This window comes from Aminobacter sp. BA135 (genome assembly GCF_050859125.1).
GTDB lineage: Bacteria > Pseudomonadota > Alphaproteobacteria > Rhizobiales > Rhizobiaceae > Aminobacter > Aminobacter ciceronei.
In genome coordinates, this window is the sequence record NZ_CP139573.1 from 378541 (window position 1) to 391486 (window position 12946).

Annotated in this window: 13 protein-coding genes and 1 pseudogene; 12 read left to right on the plus strand and 2 right to left on the minus strand. The window is 62.2% G+C overall.

Annotated features, from left to right (window positions below):
- Window positions 1-21: 21 nt before the first annotated feature.
- The 4 genes from SLT36_RS29670 (at window position 22) to SLT36_RS29685 (ending at window position 3031) form a co-directional block, all read left to right on the plus strand.
- Window positions 22-405 (plus strand): hypothetical protein, encoded by a 384-nt coding sequence (locus tag SLT36_RS29670; RefSeq protein ID WP_432288655.1) that lies wholly within the window; start codon window positions 22-24, stop codon window positions 403-405.
- 84 nt (window positions 406-489) lie between these two features.
- Window positions 490-864, plus strand: a complete 375-nt coding sequence (locus tag SLT36_RS29675; protein WP_432288656.1) for a hypothetical protein — start codon at window positions 490-492, stop codon at window positions 862-864.
- A 54-nt stretch (window positions 865-918) separates the two neighbouring features.
- On the plus strand, window positions 919-1662 hold the full coding sequence (locus SLT36_RS29680) for a lytic transglycosylase domain-containing protein (RefSeq protein ID WP_432288657.1): 744 nt from the start codon (window positions 919-921) through the stop codon (window positions 1660-1662).
- Between the two features lie 193 nt (window positions 1663-1855).
- Complete coding sequence (locus SLT36_RS29685) at window positions 1856-3031, plus strand: ABC transporter substrate-binding protein (RefSeq protein ID WP_432288659.1); 1176 nt, start codon at window positions 1856-1858, stop codon at window positions 3029-3031.
- Between the two features lie 245 nt (window positions 3032-3276).
- On the opposite strand, the gene SLT36_RS29690 is transcribed toward SLT36_RS29685, so the two are convergent.
- On the minus strand, window positions 3277-4170 hold the full coding sequence (locus tag SLT36_RS29690) for a LysR substrate-binding domain-containing protein (RefSeq protein ID WP_432288660.1): 894 nt from the start codon (window positions 4168-4170) through the stop codon (window positions 3277-3279).
- A 112-nt stretch (window positions 4171-4282) separates the two neighbouring features.
- Here SLT36_RS29690 and SLT36_RS29695 point away from each other — a divergent pair, with 112 nt between their 5' ends.
- From SLT36_RS29695 to SLT36_RS29710, 4 genes are read left to right on the plus strand one after another with little or no spacing between them, the layout of a single operon-like run.
- Window positions 4283-5386: a glycine cleavage T C-terminal barrel domain-containing protein gene (locus tag SLT36_RS29695; protein ID WP_432288662.1), complete on the plus strand. Its 1104-nt coding sequence runs from the start codon at window positions 4283-4285 to the stop codon at window positions 5384-5386.
- A gap of 10 nt (window positions 5387-5396) precedes the next feature.
- Complete coding sequence (locus SLT36_RS29700) at window positions 5397-7007, plus strand: AMP-binding protein (RefSeq protein WP_432288664.1); 1611 nt, start codon at window positions 5397-5399, stop codon at window positions 7005-7007.
- Window positions 7004-8647 carry an acyl-CoA dehydrogenase gene (locus SLT36_RS29705; protein WP_432288665.1) on the plus strand — a complete coding sequence of 548 codons (1644 nt, stop codon included), beginning with the start codon at window positions 7004-7006 and terminating at the stop codon, window positions 8645-8647. The genes SLT36_RS29700 and SLT36_RS29705 overlap by 4 nt, the downstream gene beginning before the upstream one ends.
- Before the next feature lie 23 nt (window positions 8648-8670).
- A complete protein-coding gene (locus SLT36_RS29710) occupies window positions 8671-9477 on the plus strand; it encodes a crotonase/enoyl-CoA hydratase family protein (protein ID WP_432288667.1) in 807 nt (268 codons plus the stop codon).
- A gap of 774 nt (window positions 9478-10251) precedes the next feature.
- Here SLT36_RS29710 and SLT36_RS29715 read toward each other — a convergent pair.
- The gene (locus tag SLT36_RS29715; RefSeq protein ID WP_214390328.1) at window positions 10252-10416 is read right to left on the minus strand and encodes a hypothetical protein; all 165 of its coding nucleotides are present in this window, start codon (window positions 10414-10416) and stop codon (window positions 10252-10254) included.
- A gap of 412 nt (window positions 10417-10828) precedes the next feature.
- Here SLT36_RS29715 and SLT36_RS29720 point away from each other — a divergent pair, with 412 nt between their 5' ends.
- The 4 genes and pseudogenes from SLT36_RS29720 to SLT36_RS29735 all read left to right on the plus strand — a co-directional run bounded on the left by SLT36_RS29720 (window position 10829) and on the right by SLT36_RS29735 (window position 12856).
- Entirely contained in the window at window positions 10829-11206 is a 378-nt protein-coding gene (locus SLT36_RS29720) for a hypothetical protein (protein WP_432288669.1), read from the plus strand.
- Window positions 11207-11315: 109 nt separating this feature from the next.
- Window positions 11316-11699 carry a transporter substrate-binding domain-containing protein gene (locus SLT36_RS29725; RefSeq protein ID WP_432288670.1) on the plus strand — a complete coding sequence of 128 codons (384 nt, stop codon included), beginning with the start codon at window positions 11316-11318 and terminating at the stop codon, window positions 11697-11699.
- A gap of 148 nt (window positions 11700-11847) precedes the next feature.
- The gene (locus SLT36_RS29730) at window positions 11848-12201 is read left to right on the plus strand and encodes a hypothetical protein (protein WP_432288671.1); all 354 of its coding nucleotides are present in this window, start codon (window positions 11848-11850) and stop codon (window positions 12199-12201) included.
- Window positions 12198-12856: pseudogene (locus SLT36_RS29735) on the plus strand (amino acid ABC transporter permease). Before SLT36_RS29730 ends, SLT36_RS29735 begins: the two are co-directional and overlap by 4 nt.
- Window positions 12857-12946 lie beyond the last annotated feature (90 nt).

Here is a 12946-nt window from a genome sequence, read left to right on the forward strand (position 1 = left end):
GCTTAGGGTTGGCGTGACGAGATGACGGACAAGGGGCCGGACGTAACGGGCGGCGTCGGTGCCAGCATCTCGCTGGTATCGGCGGTCGATCTCGGAACGTGGCATGCCGAGGCGATGCCCGACATGCCGATGCTTGCGCCAAGCCCCGTTCATGTCGTCGCCCCCCAGGACCTCGGCGAAATTCTTGCGGACTCGCTGATTGTCGAACCGGTCGACATTTCGGACCTGCTGCCAGACGTTCAGGAGCCGGCGTCCCATGCCGTGCTGGTGCCCATGCTGGAAGACATGGCAGCGCCAGCCGGTATGGTAGGCGATCTGATCGATCTTCCAGATGCGTTTTTCATGCCAACCGTAACCTTGTCGTCATTGCTGGACGACAGCGACAAGGGGCATATTGCTTTGTGAACAGGGGATGCGAGCCGGGCAACCGGATCGCCATGATGTCAGCAGGCCGGCAACAACTGCTTCCGGCGAGGAGAGGAACGATCGATGCTGTTTGAAGGATTGAAGCGGTCGGCCATTGCCGGCCTTTGCCTGTTCGCCTTCGCCGGGCAAGTGGCGGCGGCGGACCTGATCGACGTGCCGACGGCAAGCTACTGCCGTCTGGCGACGACCTCGGATCTGGCCCTGAACGAGAACATCGGCGAGGTAAAGACCGAGGTCGTGCGCATGATGGACGAGGCTGTGGCTGCGGCAAACAGCTCCCAGTGGCTCGATTCCTCGCGCCCGGTCTTCGTCTGGGCGTCGGAAGCCAAGGTCGCCTGCGGCAAGGCCTATGGCTACCTCAAGACCAACTATCGCGACGAGGACTACCTCAACAAATGCGAATGCTTCCATAGCCGTATGGTGGAGTACATGAACTAGCCGAGCGACCGCCGCCTTGTCATGTGGCGGTCGTTTGATGAACCTCGGCTCCGCATGATGATGAGGCATTTCGCTCCTACACTCCTGGCCAGCCTGACGCTTTCGGCAGCAGCCTCGGCTGCGGTTCCCGAGCAAATGTGGCCACAGGCTGAAAGGCCGATCAGCGCGCGTGCGGAGGCCTGTGCCGACCTCGGCAAAGAGGCCGACAGGAATGCGTTCCGTGCCTTTGCCGCCTGCGAAGCCCACGCAAAGGAATTGCCAGCAGAGTTCGTGCTTGCCGTGCTGGAGATCGAGAGCTTCTACGATCCCGAGGCACGCGGCGGCGATGGCGAGGTTGGCCTCATGCAGGTTATGCCGGCGACCGCCCGGCTGATGGGTTTTCGCGGCACGCTCGACGAGCTCGCCGACCCCCGGACCAACATATCCCTTGGCGTGCGTTACCTCGCTGGCGCGTTCCGGTTGGCGCAAGGCGATCTCTGCACGACTGTGATGAAATACCGTGCCGGTCACGCCGAAACGCGGTTTTCAGCCCTCTCGGTGCGCTATTGCCTCCGCGCCCGGGCGATTCTCGAACGGGACGGTTTCAAGGTCACCGGCACAGTGCCGGAGGCGACTTTCGGCTTCGCCGCCGTGGCCGGTCTGGGTGAGGTCAGTGCCAAAGGAGCGGCAGCCCCCAAGGGCGTCTGCATCAGGAGATCCTTTGTGCCAGGCCCGCGCTACATGCGCTGCGCGGAGTACCGGCCGGCGGCACAAGCGCGCCATATCCGCAGCCTGCGTGCCAAGCTGTTCGGCGGCTAGGATTGCCCATCCATCAATGCGCCAACCAATATTTTTGCAACAGGTGGCGGGGACAATTGGTCGCCTGGTCAACGGCCCGGTGGAAATGGCGTGGACTTTTGCGACACGCGGTGAGCAGGTTGATTGTCGGGGCGCCCGCTTGCGCTTCTCGGGAGGGATGATGAGGGGATCTAATCGGCTGCGGCATGCCGCAATGCTGGCTCTCGCCTTGGCGCTGCCGCTCGGCCTCGGGGCATGCCAGTCCGGCACGAGCAGCGAGGACGTCCTGGGCTCCGCGGCCGACAGTCAACAAGGTTCCCAGAATGCCTCAGTCGAGAAGACCGGGCCAACGAAATCGGGCGAAAGCCTCGGCAAGGGGCCGGTCAAAGTGTCGATGCTCCTGCCCCTGTCGGCGGGCGGGACCGCCGGCGACCGCGGCCGCAAGATGCGCGATGCTGCCGCCCTCGCCATGGCCGACCTCGGCAACGACCTGCTGACCTTGAACATCGAAGATACCGGCGGCGACGAAAATCGCGCGCGCGCGCTCACGACCGGCGCCCTGGCTTCAGGCGCCAAGCTGGTCATCGGCCCTTCCGAGCAAGGCGCGGTGCGCCAGCTGGCCGCCATATCGGGCACCAACCGGCCCCTCGTACTGGCGCTCGCCGACAACTACGCCGGCGCGCCCGGCGTCTACTCGGTCCGGCTCAACGAGGCCGACAGCGCTGCAGCCGGTGCTGCTGCCGTCGCCGCCAAGGGGGCGCGCAAATTCGTGTTGTTCATGGCCGAAGGCGATGCTGGCAAGGCGATCGAAAAACGCGTTGCCAACAGCCTCAGCATCTACGGTGCATCGCTGGCAGTGGCACTGCCTTTCGGCCCGTCGAGCGGCGGCTCGGAAAAGGCCGTCGCAGACATGATGGCGCTCGTCGAAGATCCGCAGGCCATCGTCATCGCCAGCGGTAGCGCCAATCCTGCGCCTCTGGTTTCAGCACTGAAGGCCAAGGGCATGCTCGGCAAGGACGTCTCGCTGATCGGCTCCACCCGCTGGCTCGAACACGGCATCGGTGACCCGGCCCTACAGGGCGCCTACGTCGCCACACTCGACGCGGCCGAGATTGGGCCGATCGCCGACCGCTTTCGCAAGACCTACAATTACGAGCCCGACATTAATGTCGCCTATGGCTACGACACCGTGGCGCTAGCCGCCGGCATTGCCAGCGCCATGGGCCCCAAGGGCTTCACCAAGAAGGTGATCGAAAACCCGACCGGGTTCCGCGGCTCGACCGGTATCTTCCGCTTCCGCGACGATGGCGCGGGCGAACGCGCCATGCCCTTCTTTCGTATCGAAAATGGCAAGCTCAAGCAGATCGAGAAATCAACGTCGGGTTACTAACAACTCAAATATGGACGTTTTTGGCAAACTATTGGGATGAGCGCGTGCGCTTTGTTTGGGCCGCTGAGAATTAGTGCCTCCAATTATCAGGGCCTGTCTGCGCTAACCTGATCGGGCCCGAGCCAAGGGCACAAGAGCCTGCTTTCAGCAACAGGTCGGATGTGCGAAATCTATATGGGGGAAGCCTGCCCCAGCGTCCGCAAGAGGTGATCAAAGGCATGAGCCTGACCTATTCGCAGTGCAGGTCAGACCTGACAGCCTTTTGCCGTTTCTTGGACGACGGAAAGCAGCCAGTTGACAAACGCATCGGCGTCGGGATGGTTTGTTCCGCCCGCCGGCTTGATCAGGTGGAAGGCTTCGTCGATCGGCACCGACAGATCGAATGGAGTAATGAGGCGGCCCGTTTGAATGGCGTGTCCAGCTAGCGATTTACGCCCCAAAGCCACGCCTGCGCCTTGGGCCGCCAGTTCGAAAGCTGTCAATGACGTGTCAAGGTGCAGACCAGAACCCGAATCGACCTCGACTGCTCCTGCCGCCTTCAGCCAAATGCCCCAGCCTTCGTGATAGCCCAACACATGCAGTAGCCGGTGGTGGCGCAAATCCCCGGGTGTTGGAAGCTGACAATCGGGGGCGCAAAGCGGCATGATCGTCTCCCAAGTCAGGCGATGGCTGTTGAATCCCGGCCAATGTCCGGTGCCGTATTGGATATCGAGATCAAAGCTCTGTGCATCATCAGTATCATTCCAGACGCTGGATAGCAGGCGGATCGTCTTTCCCGGATGCCGGTCAAGATAATCGGGCAGGCGCGGAGCCAGCCAGTTGACGGCAAAAGACACCGCGCAGCGCAGGGTCAGCGCGCTGGTTCGACGTTGGCCGAACACCTCGCGCGTGCCGATGGCAAGGCGATGAAGCGCATCCTGCACCTTCGGCAGGTAGGCCGCGCCGGATTTGGTCAGCGCCAGCCCGCGCGGGTGGCGCAGGAACAAGGGCTGGCGCAGGTGGTGTTCCAGCGACTTCACATGCTTTGAAACCGCGGCCTGCGTGATGTGCAATTCCGCCGCGGCATGGGTGAAGCTGAGCATGCGGGCCGAAGCCTCGAAGGCGCGCAACCAAGTCAGCGGGGGCAGGTCAAGGTTCATCGGAACGCTCCACAACCCAGTCATAACTTTTTGTATGGGCGGTGCCGTTGAATACGTCGTTTGACCAAAAACCGCCAGAGAGATCATTCAGGGGGCAATCAAGGGAGGCCTCATGTTCCAAGTATTCCCCACCGCGCGCCTGCGCCCCTCGCCGTTCTACGCATCCGCAGTGGCCGAGGGCATGACGACAGCCAGTATCTACAACCGCATGATCATGCCGACCTCTTACGGCGACCCCGAGGCCGAATACTGGCGGCTGATCAACGGCGTCTCGCAATGGGATGTCGGCGTCGAACGTCAGGTACAGTTGAAGGGGCCGGATGCCGGGCGGCTGGCGCAGATACTCAGCCCGCGCGATCTGTCGACTTGCAAAGTGGGTCAGGGCAAATATGTGCCGCTGTGCAACCATCGCGGCACCATCATCAACGACCCGATCCTGCTGAAACTGGCGGACGATCTCTTCTGGCTGTCCATCGCAGACAGCGACATCTGGTTCTGGGCCAGCGCTATCGCGGCCGAGCGGGGGCTAGATGTCGCGGTTTCCGAACCCGACGTGTCTCCGATGGCCCTGCAGGGGCCGAAGGCCGAGGATGTGGTGGCGCATGTGCTGGGGGACTGGGTGCGCGGGCTGAAATACTTCTGGTTCCGGGAGACCGAAATCGAAGGCATCCCGGTAGCGGTTCAGCGGTCGGGCTGGTCGAAACAGGGCGGGTTCGAGATCTATCTGAAGGATAGCAGCCGCGGCACCGAACTGTGGAACCTCTTCAAGGAGGCAGGCCAGCCCTGGGGCATCGGACCTGGCGCGCCTGCGACGGCAGAGCGGACGGAAAGCGGCCTCGTCTCGGTAGGCGGCGATACGGATGACATGACCAATCCGTTCGAAGTGCGCCTGGGCAGATATGTCGATCTGGATGTGCCCGATGATGTGGTGGGCATCCGCGCCCTGCGCCGCATCAAGGCCGAAGGCGTTAAACGTCACCAAATGGGTCTGGTGCTGGAGGGCGACAAGCCTGCTCCTCTCGGGTTCCGGCGTGAGGATATCCTGCGTAATGGCCAGCGCATCGGCATGATGACGAACTGCGTTTGGTCGCCGAGGGTTAAGGCCAATATTGGCTACGCCCTGATCGAGGCAAGCGTTCCGGATGGCGGGACCGTGCAGGTGCAGCGCGATCAGGGGCCGGTCGCGGCCAAGCTGGTCGAACTTCCCTTCCTGTAAAGGTCACGCCATGCAGCAGCACTTTGACGCCCCGATGCGCGACGCGGCAAACCATGTTGCATTGTCGCCGCTCTCGTTCCTGAAACGGGCCGAGACGGTTTACGCCAATCTGCCGGCAGTGACTTATGGCGAGATTCGCCGCACATGGGGAGAAACCGGCGCGCGCTGCCGGTCGGTCGCGGCCGGGCTGGCGGCGATGGGAATCGGGCGCGGCGATAGCGTTGCGGTGCTGTCGCCCAATATCCCGGAGTTGTTCGAGCTGCACTACGCCGTGCCGCTGCTGGGCGCGGTGCTGAACACGATCAACATCCGGCTGGAACCGGAGACAATCGCCTATATCCTGGACCATTCCGACGCCAAGCTGGTGATTGCCGATACCGCGCTTGCACCGCTGGTTCGGCATGCCTTCCAGATCAACGGCAAGGAAATCCCGGTGGTCGACATCACTGACCTTGCCGAAACCGGCATTGGCCAGATCACTTACAACGATCTGGTCGCCCATCCACCAATGGCTTGGGCCTTGCCCGCCGATGAATGGCAGGCGCTGGCCTTGAACTACACCTCCGGCACCTCCGGTCGGCCAAAGGGAGTGATCTATCACCATCGCGGCGCCTACCTGATGTCGATGGGCACCGTCGCGGGCTGGGCCTTGCCGCCGCATCCGACCTATCTATCGATCGTGCCGATGTTCCATTGCAACGGCTGGAACCACCCTTGGGCCATGGCCATCGTCGGCGGCCATTTGGTGTTCACCCGCGACGCGACGCCGGCAAAGCTGCTGGCAGCCATGGCGGTGCACCGCGTCACCCACCTTGGCGCCGCCCCGATCGTGCTTCAAATGCTATGCGACAGTCCCGAAGCGCGGCCGTTCCATCCCGCAATCAAAGTGCTGACCGCAGGCGCCCCGCCACCGCCAGCCATCCTGGAGAGAGCCGCCGCCCTTGGGCTGGATGTTATGCAGGTCTATGGTCTCACCGAAACCTACGGCCACATCTCGCAATGCCTCTGGCAAGACGAGTGGGACGCCCTGCCCGCCGCGGCGCGCGCCGAGAAACAGGCGATGCAGGGCGTGGCCTTTCCGATGGTCGAAGATATACGCGTTGTCGATCGCGCAACCGGGCAGGATGTGCCGCGCGACGGCGTGACCCAGGGCGAAATCGCCATTCGCGGCAATACGGTGATGAAAGGCTATTACAAGGACATCGCCGCCACAGCCGAGGCGTTTCAAGGCGGCTGGTTCTGGTCCAGCGATGCCGCCGTGGTTCATCCCGACGGCTATCTGCAAATCCGCGACCGGCTGAAAGACGTGATCATCTCGGGGGGCGAGAACATCTCGTCGGTCGAGGTCGAGGCGGTGCTCTATCGCCATCCCGCAGTGCTGGCGGCTGCGGTTGTCGCCCGCCCGCACGAAAAATGGGGCGAAAGCCCCTGCGCCTTTGTGGAACTGCGGGACGGCGAAAGCCCGACCGAGGCCGAAATCATCGCCTATTGCCGCGACCGTATTGCCCATTTCAAGGCGCCGAAAACCGTGGTCTTCGGCGCCCTGCCGAAGACCGCAACCGGGAAAATCCAGAAATTCATCCTGCGCACCACCGCCCGCGCGTTGGGGCCGCAGTCATGACCTATGAAGCCCCCATGGAGGACATGCTGTTCAATCTTGCCCATATTGCACCGGGCGAGGCTGATCTCGACATGGCCGCCGCCGTTCTGGAAGAACTCGGTCGCTTCTGCGCCAATGAAATCGCTCCCCTGAACGCATCCGGCGACCGCGAAAGCTCTTGCTGTGACAGCGGACAGGTCACCACGCCGAAAGGGTTCCGTGCAGCCTATGCCAAGTTTGTCGACATGGGATGGCAAGGTTTGCCACACCCTGTCGAGTTCGGCGGCCAAGGCCTGCCCCGAACGGTGGGCGCTATGGCAGGGGAAATCCTGAACGCCGCGAACATGAGCTTTGCGCTGTGTCCGCTGCTGACCGATGGCGCGATCGAGGCGCTCAGCCACTTTGGCGATCCCGAGATGAAGGCGACCTACCTGCCGCAGCTCGTGGCGGGCCGCTGGACCGGTACCATGAACCTGACCGAACCGCAGGCCGGCAGTGATCTGGCGCTGCTGCGCACCCGCGCCGAAGGTCAGGCGGACGGCACCTACCGCATCACCGGCACCAAGATCTTCATCACCTATGGCGAGCATGATCTGGCGGAAAACATCATCCATCTTGTCCTTGCCCGCACGCCGGGAGCGCGGAAAGGGATCAAGGGGATCAGCCTGTTTCTGGTGCCCAAGATCCTGCCCGACGGCAGCCGCAACGCCGTCCATTGCCAAAGCATCGAACACAAGCTCGGTGTCCGCGCCAGCCCGACCTGCGTGCTGAGATTTGAAGGCGCGACGGGCTTCGTCATCGGGATTGAAAACGCCGGGCTGGAATACATGTTCACCATGATGAACGCCGCCCGCTTCGCGGTGGGCGTTCAGGGCGTGGCCATCGCCGAGCGTGCCTATCAGCAGGCGCTGGCCTATGCGGAGACGCGGGTTCAGGGCCGCCCCGTCGATGGCAGCGCGTCAGAGGCCGTCGCGATCATTCACCATCCCGACGTGCAGCGGATGCTGATGCAGATGCGCGCCACCACCGAGGCAGGACGGTCCCTGGCCGCCTATGCAGCTGGATTGCAGGATCAGGGCGACACCGCGTTGGCAGAATTCCTGGTGCCGCTGGTCAAGGGGTTCTGCACCGAAATGGCTGTGCAGGTCACGTCGCTTGGCGTGCAAATCCATGGCGGCATGGGCTTTATCGAGGAAACCGGTGCCGCCCAGCACTATCGTGACGCCCGCATCCTCCCGATTTATGAGGGCACCACCGCCATTCAGGCGAATGACCTTCTAGGTCGCAAAACCTTGCGCGACAAAGGGGCGACCGCAACGCGCCTGTCCGGCATGATCGCCGAGACAGAGTCTGCCCTGCGCCAAGGCTCTTCGACTGCGCGGGACTTGGCGGATCGGGTCGCTGCGTCGCGCGAGGACTTCCAGGCAGTCGTAGCCCATCTTCTGACCGCCGGCCCCAACGCTGCCTATGCCGCTGGCGTGCCCTATCTAATGCTGGCCGGAAATCTTGTCGCGGGTTGGCAGATGGCGCGCGCGGTTCTGGCGGCCGAGGCGGCCAGCAGCGACTTCATGACCGCAAAGATCGCCACCGCGCAATTTTACAGCCACCACATCCTGCCTGAGACCGGCCTGCAGCGTGTCCGCGCCACCGCCGGCATTTGACTCCTGCAAAGAGGACCAATTCCATGACCGTTCAAATAGACGCCGCCCGCTTCAAAAACCTTGATCTGAAGGCGCATGTTGATGGCGTATGGGTCGTGACCCTGAACCGTCCAACCAAGCGCAACGCGCTGGATTCCCACTCGATCGAGGAACTGGTCGAGTTCTTCTCGGCCGCTCCCCGCGCCGGCATCCGCGCGATCGTTCTGGCCGGGGCGGGCGACCATTTCTGCGCCGGCCTTGATCTCGTGGAACACCACCAGGCCGATCGCAGCCCAGCCGAGTTCATGCATCTGTGCCTGCGCTGGCACGAGGCCTTCAACAAGATGGAATACGGTGGCGTGCCGATCATCGTCGCGCTGAAGGGGGCTGTGGTCGGCGGCGGGTTGGAACTGGCCAGTGCCGCGCATATCCGCGTGATGGACCAGACCACCTATTTCGCCTTGCCCGAAGGCCAACGCGGCCTGTTCACCGGCGGCGGCGCCACGATCCGTGTCACCGATCTGGTCGGTAAGGCGCGGATGGTCGACATGATGCTGACGGGCCGCGTCTATCAGGGGCAAGAGGCCGTCGATTTGGGGCTGGCGCAGTACATCACCGAAGGCTCCAGCCTTGAGAAGGCGCTGGACGTCGCCCGCAAGACGGCGCAGAACCTGCCCCTGTCGAATTTCGCCATCTGCTCGGGCATCAGTCACATGCAGAACATGTCGGCGCTGGATGCTGCCTATGCCGAGGCCGTGCTGGCGGGTGTCGTCAACACCCAACCCGAAGCTCGCGCCCGCCTTGCAGCCTTTGCCGACAAATCGGCGGAACGCGTGCGGCCGCATAATTGAGCGCCATATGACCCAGGCCCCGCCGCCAAGATGCCATTTGTCGCCGTCAAATTCATGTCTCGGCGGCAGGAATTTGATCTAGTGAACAGTCCGACTCGTGTCCTGCCGTGCGCTCTCTTTCCAGCATCGCGACGCGAACGGCGGCTGTACCGTCGTTACAGCGCTTCATCTTTGCTTTGTATCAGGCAGCTTTCCGCCCTTCCGAGACATTTCATCCGCCGGAGCGACGGGCAGCTTCGGTATATTCATATCGGATCGCGAATGACTGATATCAGGGCGCATAGCAGCCGTCGCGACGAGGAAAAAGAAGGCTTCTATTGCCAACTTTGCCTATCCCCTGCTCTCGCAAATGACGCTTAAACGCTCCCTGCGTCGCCAGCTAGCCTGACCGAGCTGGTGATCCGCTTTGTGTCTAGCTATGACTCCAAGTGTAGGACCAACGCGTGGCGTCCCGGATGAAACAGCACGACTGGCCAGATCTCGCGAGTTGCGCTTTCGCTAGACCATGACAAGCTGGCGTTGGCTGACATGGCGTTAGCCGGCAGCTGCGACCCGCCCTACCCTGCCCCGCTTCAACGCGCCCACTAATGGAAGTTCATTTCTTGCAGTGGCGATGGTAAGTCGCATGCCGGTTCTGCCGCCGCTCGAATGCGCTCGACGCCTTCTGCACCAGCTCACTCTGAAGTGCGCCCCACGAGCGCCTGAAGGCTTTAACTACATTAGCTAGAATTGATTATTTGCCAAACACGTCTCTGCCAAAGTTCGACATGCGAACTACGCCTTTGTGTCTTCCGGCACGCGAATGCCGCGACGTCCAGCATATTCAATGAGCGCAACCTCGATGACAGCAGTAATCGATCGACGGTCCACTTCTGCCAGCTTTTGAGCTAGTTCTAAAATTGCAGGATCAAGTCGGGTCGTAAAAGGTTTCTTGGTCATCGAATTCAGTGCTTGAACTTTCCGCTCGGCCGTGCATATTTCGCACGTGCAATGCACTTGCATTGCACGCTATTCGGCCAACCAGAGCGCGGTAACGCTGTGGCTGGCCTGACCAAACCCAAGCTGGTTGGAGCTCGGATCATGGCTGATTCCGACAATACCACAGCTTTGCCTTTCGTCACCCAAGGGGACGAAGGAAGAGCTGTGCTGTGGATGACGGGGCGGAAGGTGACAGCTCGGTTGGCGTAAGACGGCCGAGAAGATCGCTGCGCGTTTGCTTGCGCCCATCGACCCATGCGTGGTCCTGCTGCAGGAATGGGAACAAGCACACCACATGGCCGTGTTTTGTGCCGGCTGCAGCAGCGTCTGGAGATAAGGATCAGAAATGCCCTGAGGGCTTCTGAGCCACGCGTTGGAGCTGAGAACGACGGGTGCGCACCGCAGCCCAGCAGATCAGCAGGCACGTTGGGACGAGCTCGACCAGGAGGTCGGATACTCGCGAACCCGTGCTGCCGAGGCGCAGGCCGTTGAGGCCGAAGAAGAGATCCTCGACGCTGTTGCAGGCACTCCCGCCCAATCACTCGCCGGGGTGATCGCCAAGCTGAAGGTCATTGCCGGCGGCGGCGAGAACATGGGCGACACATCGGCATTCCCCTGGCCGCAAATTCAGTCGGCTCTGGCGGACCTCCAGGCATTGGGTGACCGCGGCGCGGACGCTGGAACCAATAGTCTCCGCCCAACCGCACCCGACTGCAACAAAGCCACCGAAAGCCGTCAACGGCGAGGCTGAAAGCACTGCAGGGTCGCAGGAGGCGAGGCAGCGATGCCACGCGCCCCGCATCAGGCGTGCCCTGGATCGGCGATTGGGCAGGCACCTTTTACAACAATGGGAGAGAGAGATGACCTTCAGAAGTTCTGTACGCCTGCGGCTTGCATTCATGTGGTGCGTTTTGCTCGCGCTGATCGTTGCCTTGCCAGGTGGTCCGGCCTTTGCCGAGACGACCAAGGAGCGCATCCTGCGCGAAGGCAAGATCGTCATCGGCATTCACAACCGGACACCCTGGGGCTTTCGCGATGAAGCCACCGGCGAGGCCAAGGGATGGCATCCTGATCTGTTGCGGGCCGCCTTTGCCGAACTTGGCGTCAATGAGATCGACATCAGGGTCACCGAATTCGGCGCCCTGATCCCGGGCCTGCTGGCCGGCCGCTTCGATGCGGTGGCATCAGGTCTGTCCATCACGCCGGAGCGCTGCCGGCAGTTGCCTTTGGCGCTCCCGATCTGAAGGTCCATGACGCGGCCATCGTGCTTTCTGGAAATCCAAAACAGATCCATGGCTTTGACGATATCGTCAGCAAGCAGATCATCATGGGCGCCGGCCGCGGCAGCGTGTCGGTCAGGAATGCGACTGTCGCGGTGTGCCGGAAAGCAACATGCTGCTGTTTCCCGACATCGAGGCCAACATCTCGGCCCTGCGCGCCGGCCGCATCGATGTGACGGTACTGTCCTCGCCCACCGTGATCGGGCTGCTTGCCAGCGGCAAGCTGAAAGGACTGGAGAGTGCGACACCCTTCGTGACGACAGACGAGCAGGCAACTTATGCCGCTGTGGCGTTCCGCAGTGAAGACGGGGATTTGCGGGCACTGTGGGATGAAAGGCTACTGGCGCTGACGAAGGACGGCGCGGTGACGAAGGTCATGGCCAGATATGGCTTTGGCGAGACCGAGACAGTGCCTGATACCGTCACCGTCGAGAAGCTCTGCGGTACGGCTGGTGCCGGCAAATGACCATCTTCGAGATCTGGCTCGGCATCCTGCAGGGCTTTCGCGTCACCGCTTTGGTGACGCTCTATGGCCTTGTCTTTGCCATTCCCTTTGGCCTCGTCTTTGGTGTCGCCCAATACATGACCACGGGCCCGGCACGGTTCGTGGTGACGTCGGTGATCGAGTTCTGGCGCAGCTCCGCCGTCATCATCCTGCTGTTCGTGTTCTATTACGCCCTGCCGCTTGCCGGACTGGCGCTGTCGGCAATGACTGTCAGCGCCATGGTGCTGGGGCTCAACATTGGCGGTTATGCCAGCCAAGCGGTGAGAGCCGGCCTGCAGGCACTGGACCGTGGCCAGAAGGAAGCTGGCCTGGCACTGGGGCTTTCGCGTTCCACCATCCTGTTGCGCATCGAACTGCCGCAGGCACTGGTCGCCATGAGCCCGACCTTCATCAACCAGCTGATCCAGCTTGTGAAGGCGACATCGCTTGTCTCGCTGTGACGCTGACCGACATGACCTTCCGCGCCAAGGAGATATCCCAGATCGAGTACGACCCGGTGCCGATCTACAGCTCGCTGCTGCTGGCCTACTTCATCGTCTGCTATCCCGTGGCGCTGTTTGGACGTTGGGTGGAACGGCGCATCAACCCGGCAAGGGAGGCGCGTTGTGCAGTTTGATCTCGCCTTTGCGCTTTCGACTGTGCCGACCATCCTTGGCGCCATCGGCATGACGCTGCTGGTGCAGCGGTCAGCTGCGTTGGTGCCTCG